Origin of the sequence: Methylobacterium goesingense, from assembly GCF_022179225.1 — a bacterium.
GTDB classification, from domain to species: domain Bacteria; phylum Pseudomonadota; class Alphaproteobacteria; order Rhizobiales; family Beijerinckiaceae; genus Methylobacterium; species Methylobacterium goesingense.
The window spans coordinates 39,954-61,612 of record NZ_BPQL01000101.1 but is presented as its reverse complement, the minus strand read 5'-3'; the positions used below and the strand labels follow the sequence as shown (position 1 = coordinate 61,612).

The window sequence follows — 21,659 nt, the reverse complement described above, 5'->3', positions numbered from 1 at the left end:
ACCGGACCTGGGACGTGAACGCCCTACGACGAAGAGAAGGACGAAAACCGATGGCCGTCGTCAGCGCCAACAGGCTCGAACTCCTGCAGATCGCCGAAGCGGTCGCCCGCGAGAAGGTGATCGACCGCTCCATCGTGATCGACGCCATGGAGGAGGCCATCGCCAAGGCCGCGCGCTCCCGCTACGGCGCCGAGACCGACGTGCATGCCGAGATCGACCCGAAGACCGGGGCGCTCCGGCTGTCGCGCCACCTCGTGGTGGTCGACCAGGTCGAGAACGACGCCCGCGAGGTGACGCTCGAGCAGGCCCGGCGCTACAACCCCGGGGCGCTGGTCGGCGACGTCATCTCCGACACCCTGCCGCCCTTCGATTTCGGCCGCGTCGCCGCCCAGTCGGCCAAGCAGGTCATCGTGCAGAAGGTGCGCGACGCCGAACGCGACCGCCAGTTCGACGAGTACAAGGACCGCATCGGCGAGGTCGTGAACGGCCTCGTGAAGCGCGTCGAGTACGGCAACGTCATCGTCGATCTCGGCCGTGGCGAGGGCATCGTGCGGCGCGACGAGATGATCCCGCGCGAGACTTTCCGTCCGGGCGACCGCATCCGCTCCTACCTGTTCGACGTGCGCCGCGAGGTGCGCGGGCCGCAGATCTTCCTCTCGCGCTCGCACCCGCAATTCATGGCCAAGCTCTTCGGCCAGGAAGTGCCTGAGATCTACGACGGCATCGTCGAGGTGAAGGCCGTGGCCCGCGACCCGGGCTCGCGCGCCAAGATCGCGGTGATCTCGCGCGATGGGTCGATCGATCCGGTCGGCGCCTGCGTGGGCATGCGGGGTTCGCGCGTCCAGGCAGTGGTCGGCGAGCTTCAGGGCGAGAAGATCGACATCATCCCGTGGTCCGAGGACCAGGCGACCTTCATCGTCAACGCGCTCCAGCCGGCGGAAGTCGTGAAGGTGGTGCTCGACGAGGAAGCCGACCGCATCGAGGTGGTGGTGCCGGACGACCAGCTGTCGCTCGCCATCGGCCGTCGCGGCCAGAACGTGCGCCTCGCCTCCCAGCTCACGGGTTGGGATATCGACATCCTGACCGAGGCCGAGGAATCCGAGCGCCGGCAAAAGGAGTTCGCCGAGCGCACCGCGATCTTCATGGAGGCGCTCGACGTCGACGAGACCGTGGGCCAGTTGCTGGCGGCCGAAGGCTTCCGCAACGTCGAGGAGATCGCCTACGTCGAGCCCGGCGAACTCGCCAACATCCAGGGCCTCGACGAGGAGAGCGGCACCGAGATCCAGGCCCGCGCGCAGGACCATCTGGCCCGCGTCGAGTCGGAATTCGACGCCAAGCGCCAGGAACTCGGCGTCCAGGACGAACTGCGCGAAATCGACGGCATCACCACCCCGATGCTGGTGGCGCTCGGCGAGAACGACGTGAAAACGATCGAGGATCTGGCCGGTTGCGCGACCGACGACCTCGTGGGCTACACCGAGGGGCGTGGCCCCGAGGCCAAGCGCCACGCGGGTTACCTCGATGGCTTCGAGGTCTCCCGCGCCGAGGCCGAGGCGATGGTCATGGCCGCGCGCGTTCATGCGGGCTGGATCGAGGCACCGGCCGAAGCGGACGCCGAGGCTGAGACCAGCGAGGACGAGGCGGCCACCGCCTGAGCGATCACGAATCGTTGGACCCCGCGATCCTCCGATCGCGGGGTTGTACTTGTCCCACCTGAAAGTTTCCGCGCGGCATGACGCCCGAAACCGCAGACCCGAGCCAAAGCGTTCCGGAGCATGACGCTCTGGAGCAAGACGCGGCCGAGCCGGACCCGAGCACCCTGCTCGATCCGGGCCTGGGCCGCGGGCGCTCCAATGCGCTGCGGACATGCCTTGTCACGCGCGTCGCACAGGCGCCGGCCGGCCTGATCCGCTTCGTGCTCGGGCCCGACGGCGCGGTGGTACCCGATCTGCGGGCGCGCCTGCCGGGCCGCGGTGCCTGGCTCACGCCCACTCGCGCTACGGTGAACGAGGCGATCAAGCGCCGCGCCTTCCAGCGCGCCTTCAAGACCAAGGACGCTGCCGCCCCGAGCGACCTCGCGGATCGGGTCGCCGAAGGCTTGCGGGCGGACCTGCGCCAATCCTTGTCACTAGCCAACAAGGCCGGCTGCGTAGTAGCTGGCTTCGCCAAGGTCGAGTCGGCGATCGGCGACAAGGCCGGGGTCGCGGCGGTGATCGAGGCCTCCGATGGCAGCCCCGACGGGCGCCGGAAGATCGTCGCGGCATTGCACAGGCGGCATGGCAGTGCCATATCGTGCATTCCCGTTATCGATGACCTGTCCAACACCGAATTGGACATGGCCTTGGGCCGGGATCATGTGATACATGCGGCTCTCGTCGCAGGAGTCGGAAGTTCCGGCTGCCTTGCGCGTTGGCGTCGGCTCCGCTCCTTTGAGGGTTTGGCGACGACGGCCGAGGAAACCGGTCTTACCCGTGATGGGCAGGCCGCTTCCGATCTGCACGACGACTGAGATGACGGATTTACCCGGCGCACAGCAGTCTGCCGGTTCACGGGACGATGGAAACCCTCAGGGTTTGGACTGAATGAGCGATACGAACAATCCGGGCGACAAGACGCAGGCGAGACCCCCTTCGAAGCCGCTGTCCTTGAAGCGTCCGATCGAGCAGGGAACGGTGCGTCAGAGCTTCTCCCATGGCCGCTCTAAGCAGGTCGTGGTCGAGACGGTGAAGCGCCGTGTCATCGGCGCGGCACCGGCTGCGCCTGCGCGTGAGACGACGCCCGTCGCTCCCGCCACGCGCGTCGCACCGCCCCCGCCGCCCGCCGCCCCGCGTCAGGCCCAGCGCTCCGCCAACGGCGTCGTGCTGCGTACGCTGAGCGAGCAGGAAAGCAACGCTCGCGCAGCGGCTCTGGCCGACGCCAAGCGTCGCGAGGCCGAGGCGCAGAAGCGTGCGGAGGCTGAAGCTGCCGCAGAACGTGAGCGCCTCGCCGCCGAGCAGCGCGAGCGTGAGGCCGCCGAAGCGCGCAAGCGCGAGGAGGAAGCCCGCCGCCGTAAGGAGGAGGAGGACCGCCTCGCTGCCGAGGCTGCGCGCCGTGCCGCCGAGGCGACCGCTCAGGAAGCCGCCCGTGCCGCAAGTGCGCCGGCTGCAGCGCCAACCGTGTCGAAGACCGCCCCGATGCCGGCGGCCCCGACGATCGTGCGTTCAGCGCCGCCCGCCCCCGCTGCCGCCGCTCCGGCTTCCGAACCCACGGCACCGGTCGCCCGGCCCGCCGCGGCTGCCCGTCCGGCGGCCCCGGCGCGTCCGGCAACCCCGGCTGCGCGTCCGCCGCTGACGGCCCGGCCGACGCCGGCCGAGCCGCGCAAGACGATCACGGCCGACGTGCGCAAGCCGCGCGACCTCAACTTCATGGCCCGCCCTGCCCCGGCGCCGGAGCCCGAGCCCACCGCACCGACGGCGGCCACCGCCGCGCGTCCGGCCGGTGGCGCGGCGCCGGCCCGTACGGCTGGACGGCCGCAGGCAGCCGAGGAGGAGAGCGAGCAGAAGCGGGTGATCCGTCGCCCCGGCATGCCGCTCAAGATCATCACGCCGCCCAAGACCCCAAAGCAGCCGGGCGGCGACCGCAATCGTGGCCGCCTCACGATCGCCACCGCCACTTCGGGCGAGGACGAGCGCACGCGCTCCGTCGCCTCCTTCCGTCGCCGGCAGCAGCGCATGAGCGGCAACCGGCAGGTGGAGCAGAAAGAGAAGCTCTCCCGCGAGGTGACGATCCCCGAGACGATCACGATTCAGGAACTCGCCAACCGCATGTCGGAGCGGGCCGTAGACGTGATCCGTCTGCTGATGAAACAGGGCCAGATCCACAAGATCACCGACGTGATCGACTCGGATTCGGCGCAGCTCATCGCCGAGGAACTCGGCCACACCGTGCGCCGCGTGGCGGAGTCGGACGTGGAAGAGGGCCTGTTCAACGACGAGCCGGATCTGGAGGAGGATCTCGATCCCCGTCCCCCGGTCGTCACGATCATGGGCCACGTCGACCACGGCAAGACCTCGCTCCTCGATGCGATCCGCAAGGCGAACGTGGTCTCCGGCGAGGCCGGCGGCATCACGCAGCACATCGGCGCCTATCAGGTGGCCACGCCGTCCGGCGAGATGGTGACCTTCATCGACACCCCCGGCCACGCGGCTTTCACCTCCATGCGTGCCCGTGGCGCCAAGGTGACGGACGTCGTCGTGCTCGTTGTGGCGGCCGATGACGGCGTCATGCCCCAGACGGTCGAGGCGATCTCTCACGCCAAGGCGGCCGGCGTGCCGCTCATCGTGGCGATCAACAAGATCGACAAGCCCGACGCGAATCCGCAGCGGGTCCGTACCGAGCTGCTCCAGCACGACATCCAGGTGGAGTCGATGGGCGGCGAGACCCTCGAATTCGAGGTTTCGGCCAAGACCGGTGACGGTCTGCCGGACCTCCTCGAGGGCCTTCAGCTCCAAGCCGAGATCCTGAACCTGCGCGCCAACGAGGCGCGCGATGGTGAGGGTACGGTCATCGAGGCCAAGCTCGATCGCGGCCGCGGTCCTGTCGCAACTGTGCTGGTGCAGCGCGGCACCCTGTTCACCGGCGATATCGTGGTGGCGGGCGCCGAGTGGGGTCGCGTACGCGCCCTCATCGACGACAAGGGCGAGAGCGTCCCCTATGCAGGTCCTTCGGTCCCCGTCGAGGTGCTCGGATTCAACGGCACGCCGGATGCGGGCGACCGCGTCGCGGTGGTTCCGAACGAGGCCCGTGCCCGCGAGGTCACCGAGTATCGTGCCCGCCAGAAGCGCGAGCGGCTTGCCGCCCGCACGGGTGGTGCGAACCGCTCGCTGGTCGACATGATGCGCGACCTCAAGGAAGGCGCCGGCCGCAAGGAACTCGCGCTCGTCGTCAAGGGCGACGTGCAGGGTTCGGTCGAGGCCATCAACGGTGCTCTCGAGAAGCTCGGAAACGACGAGGTCTCGGCGCGCATCCTGCTCGCGGGCGTCGGTGGCATCACCGAGTCGGACATCACCCTGGCGGAGGCCTCCAAGGCCGTCGTCATCGGCTTCAACGTGCGAGCCCACAAGGAAGCGCGCGAATCGGCCGAGCGCAACGGTGTCGAGATCCGCTACTACAACATCATCTACGACCTCGTGGATGACATTAAGTCGACCCTGTCGGGCATGCTGCCGCCGACGCTGCGCGAGGAGCGTCTCGGCGAGGCTCAGATCCTGCAGATCTTCGACGTGTCGAAGGTCGGCAAGATCGCCGGTTGCCGCATTCTCGACGGTGTGGTTCAGCGCGGTGCACATGTCCGCCTCATCCGCGACAGCGTGGTCATCCACGAGGGCAAGCTCGCCCAGCTGAAGCGCCTGAAGGACGACGCGAAGGAAGTCACCGCCGGTTACGAGTGCGGTATGTCCTTCGAGAACTTCCAGGACATGCGGGCTGGCGACACCATCGAGTGCTACCGGGTCGAAGAGATCCGCCGCACGCTCTGAGCGTTCGGCATTGAAGGTTGGTGGAACGGGGTCGCGACGCAAGTCGCGGCCCCGTTCCGCGTTTCGGCCCCCCCTTAACCGCGTCGCCGAGTTTGGCTGGGGGAAGCCGGCTCGGTGTCTCGTTCCGCCGGCCCCGCGCCCGTTATATGGGCTGGGCGACGGCCGACATGGCGGCTTGGTCGAGGCGGAACGATGCTGAATTCCTACGCCCTGCGACGGGCGCTGTCGGACAAGAAGTACAAGAAGATCTTCGTGGAGCGGCTGACCGAGCCGCTGCACCTAAACCTCATCTCGGCGGGCGTCGCGCTGTTCGGCAGCTACCGGGCCAAGGTGGCCTTCGACCTGATGGTGCGTCAGCAATACGCGTTCCCCGTGCTGTTCGCCGCCGACGAGGCGAAGAAGCTCGGTCTCAAGCGAATCCAGGTCCTGGAATTCGGTGTCGCGACTGGCGCCGGGCTTTTGAACCTGTGTGACTGCGCTGCGCGCACAGAGGCCGAGACCGGAATCGCTATTGAGGTTGTGGGATTCGACACGGGCAGCGGCATGCCCCCGGCGATCGATTACCGCGATATGCCGGAGTACTTCCAAGAGGGTGATTACCCGATGGATTTCGAGGCCCTGCGCCGCTCCCTGCCCGGCCGCTGCCGGCTCCTCATCGGCGACGTCGCCGAGACGATCCCCGCCTACCTCGCGAGCGTCACCGCCGAGGCACCGGTGGGCTTCATCTCGGTGGACGTGGATTACTACTCCTCGGCGGTGAACACCCTGAAGGTGCTGGACGGGCGCCCGGAGCAGTACCTGCCCCTCCTGCCGGTCTATCTCGACGATGTGGGCATGGACGGGGCCAACCCGTGGAATGGCGAGTTGCTGGCGGCCGCCGAGTTCAATGCGCGCCAGCCCATGCGCAAGATCGCGCCCTTCAACCTCCTGCGCTCGAAGCGGGTGTTCAAGAACGCCCAGTGGATCGACCGCATGTTCACGGCGCATATCCACGATCACCCGGCGCGGACGCCGGCAACCGCGAAACGTGCGCAACAGGCCTATATCCCGAACGAGTATTTGCGCTAAGAGGGTCGCCTTCGGCGTCCGCTTCGTTTCGACCCGCTCGGGCTTCGCCCGAGTGGCGGCGCGTCGACGTTCCGTTTCAGAAGCGCTCTTTCGAGCGTCACCAGGCGGGCCGGTGTCGAAACCGCTTCGACGACAAGACGATCAGAATTTAATGGCCCAGAAACAGACCCCGACCGGACCCTCGCAGCGCCAGCAGCGCGTCGCCGAGCTGATCCGCCACGCGATCGCCGAGGTGCTCCAGCGCGGGGACATCCAGGACGCGGTACTGAGCGCTCATGTCATCACGGTGCCGGAAGTACGGATGTCGCCGGACCTGAAGCTCGCGACGGCCTACATCATGCCGCTCGGTGGCCTCAACGAGGCGCCGGTCATCGCCGCCCTGGAGCGCAACAAGAAGGCGCTTCGCCAGGAAGTCGCCCGCCGGGTGAATCTCAAGTTCGCCCCGGACCTGCGCTTCCTGCGCGACGAGACCTTCGACGAAGCGGACCGGATCGACGCCCTACTGCGGACTGATAAGGTGCGGCGCGACCTCGAATCGCGGACGCCCGGCGACGAGCAGGATACGGACCGGGCGGCCGATGCCCCGGACCCCAACGCGGCCTGACGCGAAACCACGACACCCAAACCCTGGTTCTCCGGCCCGAGGCGGCGGACGAACCCGATTCGAAACGTCCGGATGGGACGGATGACGGCGCAGCGCGTGCCGCCCGGCCCCCGCGATCATTGACCGAGGATTCCATGATCAACGAACCGATCGTCGAGCGCACCGAAGGCGCCATTCCGCCGACCGCGACGGACCGGCCCGCGGCTGCCGAGGGCCGCCGCCCGCCGCGTGGGGGGCCGCGCCCCGACCGGCCCAAACGCCGCGACGTCAACGGCTGGGTGATCCTCGACAAGGGCGTGGGCATGACTTCGACCCACGCGGTCGCGGTGGTGAAGCGCGCTTTCAACGCCAAGAAGGCCGGGCATGCCGGCACCCTGGATCCGCTGGCCTCCGGGATTCTGCCCATCGCGCTCGGCGAGGCGACCAAGACCGTCCCCTTCGTCATGGACGGCCGCAAGGCCTACGTCTTCACCGTGACCTGGGGCATCGAGACGGACACCGACGACGCCGAGGGGCGCCCCGTGGCGACGAGCGAGGCGCGTCCGGACCGGGCGGCCGTCGAGGCCGCGCTTCCAACCTTCGTCGGCGCCATCGAGCAGGTGCCGCCGCGCTACTCCGCGATCAAGATCGCGGGCGAGCGCGCCTACGATCTCGCCCGTGACGGCGAGGAGGTCGTGCTGGTGGCGCGCCCCGTGCAGATCGACCATCTCGCCGTGGTGGAGCACACCCCCGAGCGCACCGTGATCGAGGCCGCCTGCGGCAAGGGCACCTATGTGCGGGCGCTCGCCCGCGACCTCGGCCGCCAGCTCGGCTGCTTCGGTCACGTCTCGGCCCTGCGGCGAACACGCGTCGGGCCCTTCACGGAGGCGGATGCCTGTCAGGTGGCCGCCCTGGAGGAAGCAGGGCCGGACGGCAACGGCGGCGCCCTGCATCCGGTGGAAACCGCCCTCGATGCCGTCCCGTCGGTGCCGGTCTCCCGCGACATGGCCCTGCGCCTGATGCGCGGACAGCCGGTGATCCTGCGCGGGCGCGACGCTCCCGTGGAGGGCAAGGCCTTCGCCACCTGCGGCGGCATTCTCGTGGCGGTCGGCGACGTGGAGCGGGGCGAACTCGTGCCCCACCGGGTGTTCCATCTCGGCGGCACGTCGAACCGCTCGGCCTGATCGGGCTGGATAACGCACGAGAACGCCGGCCCGTTATGACGGGCCGGCGCTGGCAAAGGTCGCTTATTCGCGGATCGGCAACCCGGCCTCGATTACTCGCGCCCAGAGCGAGGCGCCGTATGGGGCGGCGGCGTCGTTGAAGTCGTATTCCGGGTGGTGCAGTCCGGCGCTGTCACCGTTCCCGAGGAAGATGTAGGCGCCGGGGCGGTGGGCGAGCATGTAGGAGAAATCCTCGGCCGCCATCATGGGGGCCACCGCCCGGTCGACGGCCGCCTCGCCGACGAGGCTCGCGGCGACGTCGGCGATGAAACCCGTCTCGGCCGGGTGGTTCTCGGTGACGGGGTAACCGCTGTTGAAGTCGATGGTGCCCGTCGCTCCGAAAGCACGCGGCACATGGGTGACGACCTCGACGAGGCGGTCCTGGATCAAGGTCCGCATCGGCTTCGAGAGCGCTCGCATCGTGCCCCGCAAGGTCACGCATTGCGGCAGCACGTTGAAGGCTTCCCCGGCCTCCAGGGCGCAGACCGAGACCACCGCGCTCTCGAGGGGATCGACGTTGCGCGACACCACCGATTGCAGCGCGGTGATGACGTGGCTCGCCACCAGGACGCTGTCGATGGCGTGGTGCGGCTGGGCTGCGTGCCCGCCCTTGCCCGCGATGGTGATGGTGAAGCGGTCGGTGGACGCCATGATCGGGCCCGACCGGATCGCGAAGGTTCCCAAGGCCTGACCCGGGATGTTGTGCATGCCGTAGACGGTCTCGACGCCGAAGCGCTCCATCATCCCGTCCCGGACCATGGCTTCGCCACCGCCACCGCCCTCCTCCGCGGGCTGGAAGATCAGCACCGCCGTGCCGTCGAAGTCGCGGGTCTCGGCGAGGTACTTGGCGGCGCCGAGCAGCATCGCGGTGTGCCCGTCATGCCCGCAGGCGTGCATCTTGCCCGGCACGGTGGAACGGTAGGGAAGATCGCGCACCTCCTCGATCGGCAGGGCATCCATGTCGGCGCGCAGGCCGATGGCGCGGTTGGAGCCGTGGCAGCGGCCTCGGATCACCCCGACCACCCCGGTGCGGCCGATGCCGGTGGCGACCTCGTCGCAGCCGAAGTCCCGCAGCTTGTCGGCCACGAACCCGGCCGTGCGGTGGACGTCGTATTGCAGTTCGGGATGCGCGTGGAGATCGTGGCGCCAAGCGGCGATCTCGTCCGCGAAGGCGGCGATCCGGTCGAAGACGGGCATGGGAAGCGACTTTCGAGAGGCGACGGCTCTCAGGGTGGGACGCGCCGGGGTTGCGACGGCGCACGCGCAGCAAACAAGAGGCCAGAGGCGCGGTCAACGCGCCCGATGCCGACGAAGCGCTGCTTCGCAGGCTCGAAGCCCGTCCTCCGGTGTCTCGGGCCGCTCGGAGACGCAGCGTTTCGAGTCAGGAATCGGCGTGCGGACCGGCGGCGAGATCATCGAGGATCGGACAATCGGGCCGTGCGTCGCCGACGCAGTGGGCGGCGAGGTTTTCCAGCGTGCGGGCCATGCCCTCGAGAGCCTCGATGCGCCGGCGCAGGTCGGACACGTGGGACAGTGCAAGGGTGCGCACCTGCGCACTCGCCCGCGCGCGGTCGTGCCAGAGCGCGAGGAGCGCCCGGATGTCCTCCACGGAAAATCCGAGGTCGCGGGCACGACGCACGAAGCGCAGGGCGTGCAGATCGGCTTCCGCGTAGAGCCGGTAGCCGCTCGCCGTGCGGGCGGCCGGGGCAATGAGGCCGGTCTCCTCATAATAGCGGATCATCTTGGCCGAGACGCCTGTGGCGCGGGCGGCCTCGCCGATGGTGACAGCGCCCGCGCTCACGATGCCGCCCCTGCCACTCGGCGCAAGCGCAGGGCATTGGCGAGCACGAAGACGCTCGACAGGGCCATGGCGCCGGCCGCCAGGACGGGCGAAAGCAGTGGTCCCCCGAAAGCGTGGAGCAGGCCGGCGGCGACGGGAATCAGCGCGACGTTGTAGGCAAAGGCCCAGAACAGGTTCTGGCGGATGTTGCGCATCACCGCGTGCGAGAGTTCGATGGCGGTGACGATGCCCGCCAGCGCTCCGGACATCAGCACCACGTCGGCGCTCTCCACCGCGATGTCGGTGCCGGTGCCGATGGCGAGGCCGACATCGGCCTCCGCGAGGGCGGGTGCGTCGTTGATGCCGTCACCTACGAAAGCGACGGGACCGTGCCGCGCCCGCAGGGCATGGACCGCCTCGACCTTGCCGCCGGGCAGGATTTCGGCCGCGATCTCCGCGATGCCGAGGCGGCGTGCGACACCCTCGGCGGTCCCGCGCCCGTCCCCGGTGATCATCGCCACGACGAGGCCGCGTGCCCGCAGGGCCGCTACGGCCTCGGCCGCCCCGGTCTTGATCGGGTCGGCCACCGCTACCAGGGCTGCAAGGCGCCCGTCGATCGCGGTGTAGAGGGGGCTGCGGCCCTCGCCTTCCAGCCGTCCGGCCGCGTCGCTCAAGGCGTCCGCCGGGATACCCAACCGGTCGAGAAAGCGCCGGGTCCCGACCACGACGAGCCGTCCGTCGACCGTGCCGGTGATGCCGAAGCCCGGCTCCGCTGCGAAAGCCGCGACGGTCCCGAGCGTCAGTCCCCGCGCCTCGGCCGCCGAAACGATGCAGCGGGCGATCGGGTGCTCGGAACGCGTCTCGAGGCTGGCGGCGAGGCGAAGGGTGTCGTCGGCGTCGTGGCCGGGCGCCGGGATCAGGTCGGTGAGGGTCGGCCGCCCTTCCGTGAGCGTGCCCGTCTTGTCGAGGGCGACGACCCGGACGTCGCGCAAGCGCTGCAGGGCGGTGCCGCCGCGAAAGAGTACGCCCAACTGCGCCGCCCGGCCGGTGCCGACCATGATGGAGGTCGGCGTCGCCAGCCCCATGGCGCAGGGACAGGCGATGATGAGCACCGCGATGGCGTTGACCAGGGCAAGGCCGAGGCTCGGGCTCGGGCCGAGGGCGAGCCAACTCAGGAAGGTGAGGAAGGCGGCCCCGATCACGGCGGGCACGAACCAGCCCGTCACCCGGTCGACCAGAGCCTGAATCGGAAGCTTTGCGCCCTGCGCGGCCTCGACCATACGGACGATGCGCGCCAGCACGGTCTCGGACCCGATGGTGGTCACCCGCAGGTCGAAGCTGCCGTGGGTGTTTAGGGTCCCGCCCACCACGGCATCGTCCACCGCCTTGGCCACCGGCATCGGCTCGCCCGTGACCATGCTCTCGTCCACGTAGCTCGCGCCCGCCACCAGGATCCCGTCGGCGGCGATCCGCTCGCCGGGCCGGACCCGGACCACGTCGCCCACCGCGAGGCGCCCTTGCGGCACCTCGATTTCGACGCCGTCACGGATCACGCGGGCGGTGGCGGGGGCGAGGCCGGCGAGGCGGGCGATGGCCTCGCCCGTGCGGCCCTTGGCTCCGGCTTCCAGAGTGCGTCCAAGCAGGATCAGGGTGACGATGAGGACAGCGGCCTCGAAGTAGAGGTGCGCCGTGCCGGCAGGCAGCACCGCCGGCACCAGCACCGAGACCAGGGAATACAGATAGGCAGCACCGGCACCGAGCGCCACCAGGGCATTCATGTCCGGATGTCCGCGCAGCAGGTTCGGCAGGCCCCGGCGGAAGAAGCGGGCGCCGGGCCCGGCGAGCACCAGGGTGGCGAGGGCGGCCTGAAGAAGCCCGACGCCCATGCCCCCCAGGGCGCCATGCACCGCGTGGGCGAAGGCCGACACGAGATGGCCGCCCATGTCGAGAACGACGACCGGCGCGGAGAGAGCGGCGGCACGCATCAGATCACGGCGCAGGCGCGCGGCCTCCTCCGCCTGCCGGTCGGCACCCGCGTCGCCCGGGACCTCTGCGGCGACCAGCGGCTCGTAGCCGGCCCGACTCACGGCGGCCTCGAGGTCCGCTCGCGACACCGATCCCTCCGGGTAACGGATCTCGGCGCGACCCGTGGCGAGGTTGACCGACGCACTCGTGACACCGGGCACCTCCGAGAGGGCCCGCTCGACGCGGACGACGCAGGAGGCACACGACAGGCCCGCCACCGCAATCACCTCCACGGCCTCCGGCACGGTGTAGCCCGCGCGCGCGATGGCCTCGACGGCCGCGGCACCCGATCCGTTCAGGCGCAGGTCGGCTCGACCGGTCGCGAGGTTGACGGAGACATCCGAAGCGCCGGGCAGGCCCTGGAGGGCACGCTCCACACGCCCGACACACGACGCGCAGGAGAGACCCTGCACCGGAAGGCTGAGCCGGCGGCCGGTGCCGGGCGTTTCGGAATCGAGGGTTGAGCGCTTGTCCATATGCCCCATGTGGGGCTTCCCATCATGGGAAGGTCAAGGGCCGGCAGAACCCTCTTCCAAGCGAGGGCCACTCTTGAGCGATACGTGGGATCTCGGGGCGGCGCCTCCCGGGGTGGCGGGACCGTCGCGGGCTCAACGCCGATCGTTCTGCTTCACATGACGGCTCAGAAGGACGAACGCGACGCCCCACCAGAACACGATGGAGGAGATCAGGCTCAGGAGGAGATAGAGGCCGGGCCCTTCGAACATCGCATCCGACATGAACCAGCGCGGGACCTGCGTGAGATCCGCGATGGGTAGGAGCAGGAGGGCGAGGAGCATGCCCGGCAGGATCGCGACGAGGCCGAACAGCGCGAACGCGTGACCCGCCGCCGCCATCAGCGCGAGGAACAGGATCGCCAGCAACCCGGCGGCCGCGAACCGGATGCCGAAACTCCGGAGCGAGAGGCAGGCCGGGCGATCTCGGATCGATGCCATGAGGTCCTCCTCCGATGGAAGCATGCGACGAATGACGGGCGCCGCGGGGCGTGAGACGGACCCTCGGGAATACGGTCCTTCTCGGCTACGAATCCTACGGCGTTGCGAACGCCCGCATGGGAAACGCAAGCTCGGCGGATCGCCGATACCATCACCGCCGTCGCATGATCCCAGTCCCGACATCCACCCGTGCATTCGTGGCGGTTTGGAGAGTGCCCTGCCCCGTCGTGCCGGTCTCGGGATGAGCGCCCTCGCGATGCTGGAGGAGGATGTCGCGGGGCGGCAACGGCACGCGTGATGGTACGTCGGCACGCCTCAGTCGCCGACTTGCCACATGAGGCGGCTGGTCGCCCAAAACTTAGGGACGCTGAGACAAGCATTCGCGACATCCGAAACCCGGGCCATCCTCTGAGGCGCGTGAAGGATGGTAACGTCAGCGGCGAATTTCTTCGGACTTGCTTCCGCTGGTGCGATCCAAGGCGGTGATGCCGGCGCGTCGAAGAATTCATTCCGCCTCGTCACTGGGACGCAAGAGTTTTGATCCGATGCAATCCATCAAGCAAAGCGGTCTGTCGATCCTGCTGAGCGATGCCGCGCGGCTTGCGCGAGCCCCTGTGTTGGCGGCCACGCTGCTCGGGTGGCTCGCGGCGAGCCCCTGGGCGGCCGAGGTCGCGGTTCCGGTGAAGAATCCGGCCGTGACGCTGAACGTCCCCGACGGTTGGACCACGAAGGAGATCGATGACGGCATCCAGGTGCTGCCTCCGGACGAAACCGTCGCCGTCTACATCAATTACGGTGCACGCTCGGACCTGGAGACGACCCTCAAGTCGTACCGGGAGTGGATGAAAAAGCAGAAGATCGTCGTCAACACGCCGAAGGAAAGCACGCTCGACTTCGCCGGTACGCCGGTACGCCGGGCCGCGTCGTCCGCTACGACACCAAGACGAAGAGCGGCAGTAAGACAATCGTCGACTTCATCATCCTCAGCGCCAGCCGCGACCGCTTCGCGATCGTCACCCTATGGGGCTCGACGGAGGAGCGCGAGGAGAACGAGACGGGTCTGGCCGCCATCATGGCGAGCGTGCGCGTCGCCGCCGAGACCGGAAGCTTCTGGGCCGGCAACAGCGCGGCCAAACCCGCGACCGGCGACAAGGCCATGGCCGACGCCGGCACGCCGGCCGCGCCGAAAGCCGCAGCCCCCGCAGCCCCCGAAGCCCCCGAAGCCCCCGAAGGGCCAAACGAGACGCGGCTCGCGGCCTACCTTTTCGGCACCATCCTCCAGAAGACGATCCAGGATTGCGACATCGCCACGACCAGCCGGCAACGCGAGGCCATCGAGCGGAAAATGGTGCCCCTGCGCGCGGAGATGGCGCCTTATCAGGACCAGTTGAAGGAGGTGATGAAGGACATGCCCGCCTGTCCGCCCCCGGGCAGCGAGAGCCGGATGGCGGAACCGATGAACCTCTTCATCGACAAGTCGCCCGAGGACTTCGCCGCCGCCATGGACAAGGCGCAGCAGGCCGCCGCTGCCCCACAGGCCAAGCCTGCCCCCGCATCGCCCCCCGCCGCCGCAGCCGCTGCGGAAACCAGGCCTCTCCAACCCTACGGCGTACGCAGGGCGGTGTTCGTGACCCGGGCGGCGCGGTACTTCGGCGATGTGGACGTTCGCCCGTCGAACGTGTTCCAGGAAGGCGAGGTCCTGTTCAGCTATGTCGAGCCCGTCGGGCAGTCCGAGAAACCTCTCGCCGGCGGTCAGAGGCAGGCCGGCGTCACCGTCGACATGGAAGTCCGGACCCAGAGCGGCGAGGTGCTGGGCGGCAAGAAGGGCATGTCGGACAACGACATCACCCTCAACGCGGACCAGAGCATCGACGCCTTCTACCTGAACTCCGATGTGACGCTCAGCCACCTTCGCCCGGGCAGCTACACCCTGGTCTACGTCCTGAAGGACAAGATCAACGGCCGCACCGTCGAGGTGCCGCAGGCCTTCTCGCTCGTCTCGTCCAAGACTGAGGCGACCAAGACTGAGGCGACGTCGACTGCCCCGGAGAGTCGACCCGCACCCTGAGGCGCGCTATCGGCGGCCCCAGATGCCGGCGCGCTCCGAGCGCGCCTGCTCCTCGGCGGCCAGGAGATCGGCCGGCGCGTCCTCGGCGGCGCGCCCGCCGCCCGCCGTGAGGATCAGGGAGGCGAGGTCGTCGCCGTCGATCTGGCAGCGCAGCTGCTCGGCCTTCGCCTCCGTGCCGGCGGGGGGCGCGCAAGTGACTTCGCGGCGCCGCAGATAGCGGGCGAGCTGGCGAGCGAGGGCCCCACCCTCTCCGTCGACGCCGAAGAGGCGGATTGTTCGGCCCCGGAAGGCCAGGGTTCCTGTGTCGATCACCTCGGGCACGCCGCGCAGGCTCGCGGCGGGGGCGGGGTTGATGGGGACATCCCGGGCCGGCGCGGGTTCGGCACGGGCGGCGGAGGGACGCTTGCGGCCCTTGGCCAATTGCGCCGTCGCGCGCTGGACGAAGTCGTGGAAGATGCTCGCCGGTAGGTCGCCGCCGCCGACGCGGTTCATGGACGAATTGTCGTCGTTGCCGACCCAGATCCCGACGACCAGATCCGGCGTCATGCCGATGAACCAAGCGTCGCGGTAATCCTGCGTCGTCCCGGTCTTGCCGCCCACCGGCAGGCCTGAGACACGGGCGCCCTTGCCGGTTCCGCCATCGACCACGGCCTGGAGGGAATCGAGCATCATGGCCCGGCTCTCGGTGGGTATCGCGGTGCCGGCCTTGGCCTCGGTGCGCAGGTAGAGCGGCTGCGGCTGGGCACCCCGGATGGCATGGACGCTGTGCGTGTCCACCGGCGCGGTTCCGGCGAGAACCCCCGCGTAGGCGCGGGTCATCTCCAGCAGGGTCACTTCGGCCGAGCCGAGCGCCAGGCTCGGCACGTTGGGCAATTCCGAGGTCACGCCCATACGGTGCGCGGTGGCGATCACGGCCGGGATGCCGACCTCGTCGGCGAGCTGGGCCGCCACGGTGTTCACCGATTGCGCGAAAGCGCTGCGCAGGGGCATCGCCCCCTTGAAGCGCCCGGTGGAGTTCTGCGGCTCCCAGTCGCCGATCTGGATCGGGCGGTCGACCAGCACCGTCTCGGGATTGAAGCCGTTCTCGTAGGCCGTGAGGTAGACGAAGAGCTTGAACAACGAGCCGGGCTGCCGTTTGGCCTGGGTGGCGCGGTTGAACTGGCTGTCCTCGTAGTCGCGCCCGCCCACCATGGCGAGGATCGCGCCCTCCTTGTTGAGCACCACCATGGCGCCCTGGCTGGCCTTCTTCTTCGCGCCCTCGGCATCGAGGCGGCGGGCGACCACGCCCTCGGCCAGGCTCTGCAGGTCGAGGTTGAGGGTGGTGCGCACGGTGACGTCGCCGGGCGCGTCGGCGAGCTTCTTGGCGTCCGCCGAGACCATATCGAGGAAGTAGTTCGTCCCCGGCGGCGTCTCGGGTGGCGTGCGGAGGGTGATCGTCTGGGCGCGGGCCTTGTCGGCCTCGGCGGCCGTGATGGCGCCGGTCTCCACCATGGTCTGCAGCACCACGTCGGCGCGCTCCTTGGCGCCACCGAAGTTGCGCGTCGGCGCCAGTTGCGAGGGCGCGCGGACGAGGCCGGCCAGCATCGCGGCCTCCGGCAGGGTCAACGCCTTGGCGCCCTTGCCGAAGTAGCGCCGGGCGGCGGCGTCGATGCCGTAGGCGCCAGCCCCGAAATAGGCGGTGTTGAGGTAGCCGAGGAGGATCTCGTCCTTCGACATCGTCGCCTCGAGGCGCAGGGCCAGGAACGCCTCCTGGATTTTGCGCCTCAGGGTCTTCTCCTGGTTCAGGGAGGTGAGCCGGGCGTATTGCTGGGTGATCGTCGAGCCGCCCTCGCGCACGCCCCCGCCGATGGCGTTGCGATACACCGCGCGCAGGAGGCCGCGGGGGTCGATGCCCCAGTGTTCGCGGAAACGCCGGTCCTCGATGGCGATGATCGCCTGCCCGAGATGGGGCGGCATCTCCGCCGCCGTGAGCTTCTGGCCCTGGAAGGCGCCACGGGTCGCGAAGACCCGGCCGTCATCGGCCTCGACGGTGAGCGCGCGCTGGCCGGCCTCCGGCACCACGCCGCCGAGGGGCGGCAGGGTGACGAAGCTGTAGAGAACGAGCCCGGCGAGGAATAAGGCAGGCACGAGGACCAGCGCCAGGGCGGCGGCGATCCAGGGATGGCGGCGCAGGCGCGCCGGAACGGAGGTCGGAGGACGCTCGGGCCCGCTGGCGGTCGGGTCGGAGGCTAGAGGTGACGTCCCGGCCGTGGCTCGATTCCGAAAGCGGGCGGCCAGTCCCTGCCAGGCCGACCCGGCCGCCCGGGCTGCGCCGGCGGCGCGGCGCCCGGCTCCGCGAGCCGCCCCCGCGGCCAGAACGCCGAGGTGCCGGCCGAGGGTCCGGGCCGCAGCTGCCGCTTCGCGGGCGGCGGCGCGCGTGTCGTCGGAGCCGGGACCGGCGGATGTCCGGCCCGCAGGAACCTCTTTGGGCGGGTTAGCCCTCTCGTGGCTCGGGCGTTCCGGGTCGAGAGAGGTCATCGGGGGCCATGGTCACGGGAAACGGAGCTCGACAGCGAGCCGCCGCATAATATCTGGTCGGTTCTAGACCATCTCGCGTGGCCAAAGCTACGCCGTTCCAGGTCGTCCCAGGGGGCCCGGCCGGCCGGCCTCCGTGTGGCGCCCGCGCAGGTGGAAGGCCAGGATGATCAGCAGGAGTCCGAAGACCATCGTGTAGCTGCCGATCCACCAGGTCAGGAGGAGCGCCGACATGCCGGGATTGATGAGCAGTGCAATTCCGAACAGGATCGAAACCGTGCCTCCGAGCACCAGCCACCAGCGTCCATAATGGGCGTGCAGGCGAAAAGCCGCGGCGACCATCAGGCCTCCGGTGACGAGGGCCCAGAAGGCTACGAGGTAGACGAAGGCCCAGACGGCGGCGGCGGGCACCAGCACGGCTGCGACGCCGACCACGATGTCGAGCAGGCCTTCCAGCAGGAGAAAGCCCCAGCGCTCGTGACGCTGCGCTGCTCGCACCGAGGCGACGACGCCGACGATCCCGTCGACCAGCATGTAGGCGGCGAAGAACAGCACCAGCGACAGGACGAAAGCCCCCGGCGCCACGAAGGCGATCAGTCCGAACAGGACCGCCACCACGCCGCGCAGGGCCATCAGCCACCAGTTGCGGGCGAGCACCGTGCTCATCGCATCGAGCCGATCGATACCGCCCGGACCAGCGGCACCAGGCGGGGTCGAGGGAAAACCGGCCGACATGCGCAGCTCCTTCAGGTCGCGGACAAACCGGAACCCGTGCGTCAGGAATCCCGTCCACCAAGCTCGAAAACGCGCGCTGGATTTCCGACGTTCCGTCCACCCTTCGGCGCTGTCCGCAAATGTGAGCGGGGCCGGGAACCTTCGCCAGCGCACCTTCTTGTTGTCGCCGAGGCGGGAGTTTCGGGCGGCGCGGTTTCGATCGCGTGGCCCCTGGATGCGTGCGGACGATCTGTCGATGCTTCAGGATCAGCAGACCGTGGGGCGCCAGCCCTCACGAGGAGATGCGACGCGGCCTTCCGATCCCGACGGTCGAGCGTCCGTTGGCGGAGAGACGCCCGGGCGAAACCCCGAGACCGACGCGCCGCCCGCGGAGGGCCGGAAGCGGGACGACGGCGACGACGCCCCCGGACGATCCGCGGATGACGAGACGTCCTCTGGCGATGCGCCTCCCTCGGACGCGGAGAATTCGAGCGACGATTCGGCCAGCAAACCGAACATCCTGCGCCGTCATCCGTTCTGGGCGCTGGGCATCGCCGTGGCGGTCGTCGCCTTAGCGGCCGGGGCGTATGTCTACTGGCTGACCCGGCTGCATCCCTACGAATCCACCGACGACGCCTTCGTGGACGCCCGGCAATTTTCCATCGCCCCCAAGGTCGCCGGCTACATCGTCGACGTGCCGGTCACCGACAACCAGCATGTCGAGGCCGGTGCGGTGCTGTTCCAGATCGACCGGCGCGACTACGAGGTGGCCCTGGCACAGGCCCGCGCGCAGGTCGCCTCGGCCGAAGCTTCGATCCGGAACTTCGACGCGCAGATCGAGGGCCAGAAGGCACAGGTCGCCGCCTCTCAGGCGGAGGTGATGCAGGCCGAGGCCTCCCTGAAATTCGCCCGCGAGGACGCGGCGCGCTACCGGGACCTCGCCGAGAAGGGCGCCGGCACGATCCAGCGCTCGCAATCCTCGTCCTCGACCCTCGACCAGCAACAGGCCGCGTACGACCGCGCGCGGGCGAACCTCGTCGCGGCGCGCACCCAGGTCGGCGCGCTCGACGCGCAGAAAGCGGGGGCCGAGGCCAGCCTCGCCACCGGCAAGGCCCAGGTGGCGCAGGCGGAACTCAACCTCGGCTACACCACCGTCACGGCGGCTCAGCCGGGCCGCGTGGTGCAACTGTCGGGTGCCAAGGGACAGTTTGCCCAGGCCGGGCAGACCCTGTCGACCTTCGTACCCGACGACATCTGGGTGATCGCGAACTACAAGGAGACGCAGATCACCGACATGCGGCCGGGCCAGCATGCCGACATCGCGATCGACGCCTATCCCGAGCGCAAGATCACTGGGCACGTGGATTCCGTGTAGCCTGGCTCCGGCACGGCCTTCAGCCTGCTCCCGGCCCAGAACGCTACCGGCAATTACGTGAAGGTGGTGCAGCGCATCCCGGTGAAGATCGTCGTCGACCAGTGGCCGACCGATGTCGCCATCGGCCCGGGCATGTCGATCGTGCCCCGGGTCCATGTCCGGTGACGGGGACCGCGCTGTGAGCGCCGCGGCGGCGCAGGCGGGCGGCAAGGGAAGCGGCAAGGTCGGGGAAAAGTCGGGTGCCTCCGCCAAGGCGCCGGGCGGGCACAACCCCTGGGCCATCGCCCTCGTGGTCTCACTGGCCACATTCATGGAGGTGCTCGACACCACCATCGCCAACGTGGCCCTGCGCTACATCTCGGGCGGCCTCGCGGTGGGGCCGGACGAGGCGGCCTGGGTGGTGACCAGCTACCTCGTCGCCAACGCCATCGTGCTCACCGCCTCGAGCTTCCTCGCCAAGCGGTTCGGCCGCAAGGCGTTCTTCATGTGGAGCATCGCGCTTTTCACCGTGGCCTCGGTACTGTGCGGTTTCGCCTGGAACCTCGAGTCGCTGCTGGTCTTCCGCGTGCTCCAGGGGCTCGGCGGGGGCGGCATGGCGCCACTGGCCCAGTCGATCCTGGCCGACTCGTTTCCCCCGGTAAAGCGAGGCCAGGCCTTCGCCCTCTACGGTCTCGCCGTGGTTGTGGCGCCGGTGGTCGGGCCGACGCTCGGCGGATGGCTATCCGACAACGTCTCCTGGCACTGGTGCTTCCTCATCAACGGTCCGATCGGCCTGATCGCCCTGGGGCTGATGCACGTGCTGCTTCAAGACCCGCCAGGGGCGGTGGAGGAGCGCCGGCGCCTGCGCCGCGAGGGCGTGCGCTTCGATTTGGTGGGATTCCTGCTCGTCGCCACCTTCCTCGGCGCGCTCGAGGTCGTCCTCGACGAGGGCCAGCGCAAGGACTGGTTCGGCTCGAATTTTATTGTCGTGTTCGCGGTGATCTGCGCCGTCGCCTTCGTGGCGATGATCCCCTGGGAGCTGACCCGCAAGAACCCGGTGGTGGATCTCCGACTTCTGGGCAGCCGCCAGTTCGGCTCGTGCTTCCTCGTGATGATGGCCACCGGCGCGATCCTGATCGCCACGACGCAGTTCGTGCCGCAGCTGGTGCAGGAGTATTACGGCTACACTGCCACGCTCGCAGGGCTCGTCCTCGCGCCGGGCGGGCTCGTCACGGTGTTCATGATGCTGGTGAGCGGCCGCCTCTCGGGGAAAGTGCAGCCGAAATACCTCATCGCGCTGGGCGCCGCGATCGTCTCGGCGGCGATGTACGATCTCACGCGCCTCTATGGCGACACCAGCTTCTGGTTCTTCGCCTGGTCGCGTATCTACATCGGCATCGGCCTGCCGATGATCTTCATCTCGATCACCGCTGTCTCTTACGAGGGCATCGAAAAGGCGCAGACCGACCAAGCCTCGGCGCTGATCAACGTGGCCCGCAATGTCGGCGGCTCGATGGGCGTGAGCCTCGCCCAGAACGTGCTCGCCCACCGCCAGCAATTCCACCAGAGCCGGCTCGGAGAGAGCATCTCCAGCGCGAACCCGAACTACCAGGAGACCCTGCGGGCGGCGACGCAGTATTTCCAGGCCCATGGAGCCTCCGGCATCGAGGCGCAGAACCAGGCCATCGCGTGGATCGGCCAGCAGCTCCAGACCCAGGTGGCCTACTGGGGCTACATCGACGTGTTCTGGTCGCTCTGCCTCGTCTCAGGGGCGGCGGTGCCCCTCGCGATGATCCTCAGCAAGGTCAAGCTCGGCGGCGGCGCGCCCGCCGGGCATTGAACCGGCATCGTCCGGCCCTCC

At 69.2% G+C, this 21,659-nt stretch carries 15 protein-coding genes; 9 read left to right on the top strand and 6 right to left on the bottom strand.

The features are described from left to right. The first annotated feature begins 50 nt into the window (after positions 1-50). The 6 genes from nusA (at position 51) to truB (ending at position 8,351) form a co-directional block, all read left to right on the top strand. Entirely contained in the window at positions 51-1,655 is a 1,605-nt protein-coding gene (gene nusA / locus MFF30_RS17800) for a transcription termination factor NusA (protein WP_238280812.1), read from the top strand. Between the two features lie 77 nt (positions 1,656-1,732). Further along, complete coding sequence (locus MFF30_RS17795; RefSeq protein WP_238280811.1) at positions 1,733-2,509, top strand: RNA-binding protein; 777 nt, start codon at positions 1,733-1,735, stop codon at positions 2,507-2,509. Between the two features lie 73 nt (positions 2,510-2,582). Further along, positions 2,583-5,516: a translation initiation factor IF-2 gene (gene infB, locus MFF30_RS17790; RefSeq protein WP_238280810.1), complete on the top strand. Its 2,934-nt coding sequence runs from the start codon at positions 2,583-2,585 to the stop codon at positions 5,514-5,516. A gap of 192 nt (positions 5,517-5,708) precedes the next feature. Further along, positions 5,709-6,584, top strand: coding sequence for a hypothetical protein (locus tag MFF30_RS17785; protein WP_238280809.1), 876 nt, complete (start codon positions 5,709-5,711; stop codon positions 6,582-6,584). 151 nt (positions 6,585-6,735) lie between these two features. After that, positions 6,736-7,188 carry a 30S ribosome-binding factor RbfA gene (gene rbfA / locus MFF30_RS17780; RefSeq protein WP_238280808.1) on the top strand — a complete coding sequence of 151 codons (453 nt, stop codon included), beginning with the start codon at positions 6,736-6,738 and terminating at the stop codon, positions 7,186-7,188. Between the two features lie 134 nt (positions 7,189-7,322). Next, positions 7,323-8,351 (top strand): tRNA pseudouridine(55) synthase TruB, encoded by a 1,029-nt coding sequence (gene truB / locus MFF30_RS17775; RefSeq protein ID WP_238280807.1) that lies wholly within the window; start codon positions 7,323-7,325, stop codon positions 8,349-8,351. A 63-nt stretch (positions 8,352-8,414) separates the two neighbouring features. Here the strand turns inward: truB and MFF30_RS17770 are convergent, their stop codons facing one another. From MFF30_RS17770 to MFF30_RS17755, 4 genes are all read right to left on the bottom strand, one after another. Beyond that, a complete protein-coding gene (locus MFF30_RS17770) occupies positions 8,415-9,587 on the bottom strand; it encodes a M20 aminoacylase family protein (protein ID WP_238280806.1) in 1,173 nt (390 codons plus the stop codon). Between the two features lie 184 nt (positions 9,588-9,771). After that, the gene (cueR, locus tag MFF30_RS17765) at positions 9,772-10,191 is read right to left on the bottom strand and encodes a Cu(I)-responsive transcriptional regulator (RefSeq protein ID WP_238280805.1); all 420 of its coding nucleotides are present in this window, start codon (positions 10,189-10,191) and stop codon (positions 9,772-9,774) included. Then, the gene (locus MFF30_RS17760) at positions 10,188-12,671 is read right to left on the bottom strand and encodes a heavy metal translocating P-type ATPase (RefSeq protein ID WP_373320934.1); all 2,484 of its coding nucleotides are present in this window, start codon (positions 12,669-12,671) and stop codon (positions 10,188-10,190) included. The genes cueR and MFF30_RS17760 overlap by 4 nt, the downstream gene beginning before the upstream one ends. Positions 12,672-12,803: 132 nt before the next feature. Next, positions 12,804-13,148 (bottom strand): hypothetical protein, encoded by a 345-nt coding sequence (locus MFF30_RS17755; RefSeq protein WP_238280803.1) that lies wholly within the window; start codon positions 13,146-13,148, stop codon positions 12,804-12,806. An 838-nt stretch (positions 13,149-13,986) separates the two neighbouring features. On the opposite strand from MFF30_RS17755, the gene MFF30_RS17750 reads away from it, so the two are divergent. Further along, the gene (locus MFF30_RS17750; RefSeq protein WP_238280802.1) at positions 13,987-15,216 is read left to right on the top strand and encodes a hypothetical protein; all 1,230 of its coding nucleotides are present in this window, start codon (positions 13,987-13,989) and stop codon (positions 15,214-15,216) included. A gap of 6 nt (positions 15,217-15,222) precedes the next feature. Here the strand turns inward: MFF30_RS17750 and MFF30_RS17745 are convergent, their stop codons facing one another. Both MFF30_RS17745 and MFF30_RS17740 read right to left on the bottom strand, forming a co-directional pair. Next, the gene (locus MFF30_RS17745) at positions 15,223-17,733 is read right to left on the bottom strand and encodes a PBP1A family penicillin-binding protein (protein WP_238280801.1); all 2,511 of its coding nucleotides are present in this window, start codon (positions 17,731-17,733) and stop codon (positions 15,223-15,225) included. 87 nt (positions 17,734-17,820) lie between these two features. Continuing rightward, positions 17,821-18,465: an HdeD family acid-resistance protein gene (locus MFF30_RS17740; protein ID WP_238280800.1), complete on the bottom strand. Its 645-nt coding sequence runs from the start codon at positions 18,463-18,465 to the stop codon at positions 17,821-17,823. Positions 18,466-18,700: 235 nt separating this feature from the next. Between MFF30_RS17740 and MFF30_RS17735 the strand changes: the two genes are divergently transcribed. Together MFF30_RS17735 and MFF30_RS17730 are read left to right on the top strand one after the other, a co-directional pair. After that, positions 18,701-19,819: an HlyD family secretion protein gene (locus tag MFF30_RS17735; RefSeq protein WP_373320932.1), complete on the top strand. Its 1,119-nt coding sequence runs from the start codon at positions 18,701-18,703 to the stop codon at positions 19,817-19,819. A gap of 154 nt (positions 19,820-19,973) precedes the next feature. After that, the gene (locus MFF30_RS17730; protein ID WP_238280799.1) at positions 19,974-21,638 is read left to right on the top strand and encodes a DHA2 family efflux MFS transporter permease subunit; all 1,665 of its coding nucleotides are present in this window, start codon (positions 19,974-19,976) and stop codon (positions 21,636-21,638) included. The last annotated feature ends 21 nt before the right edge of the window (positions 21,639-21,659 follow it).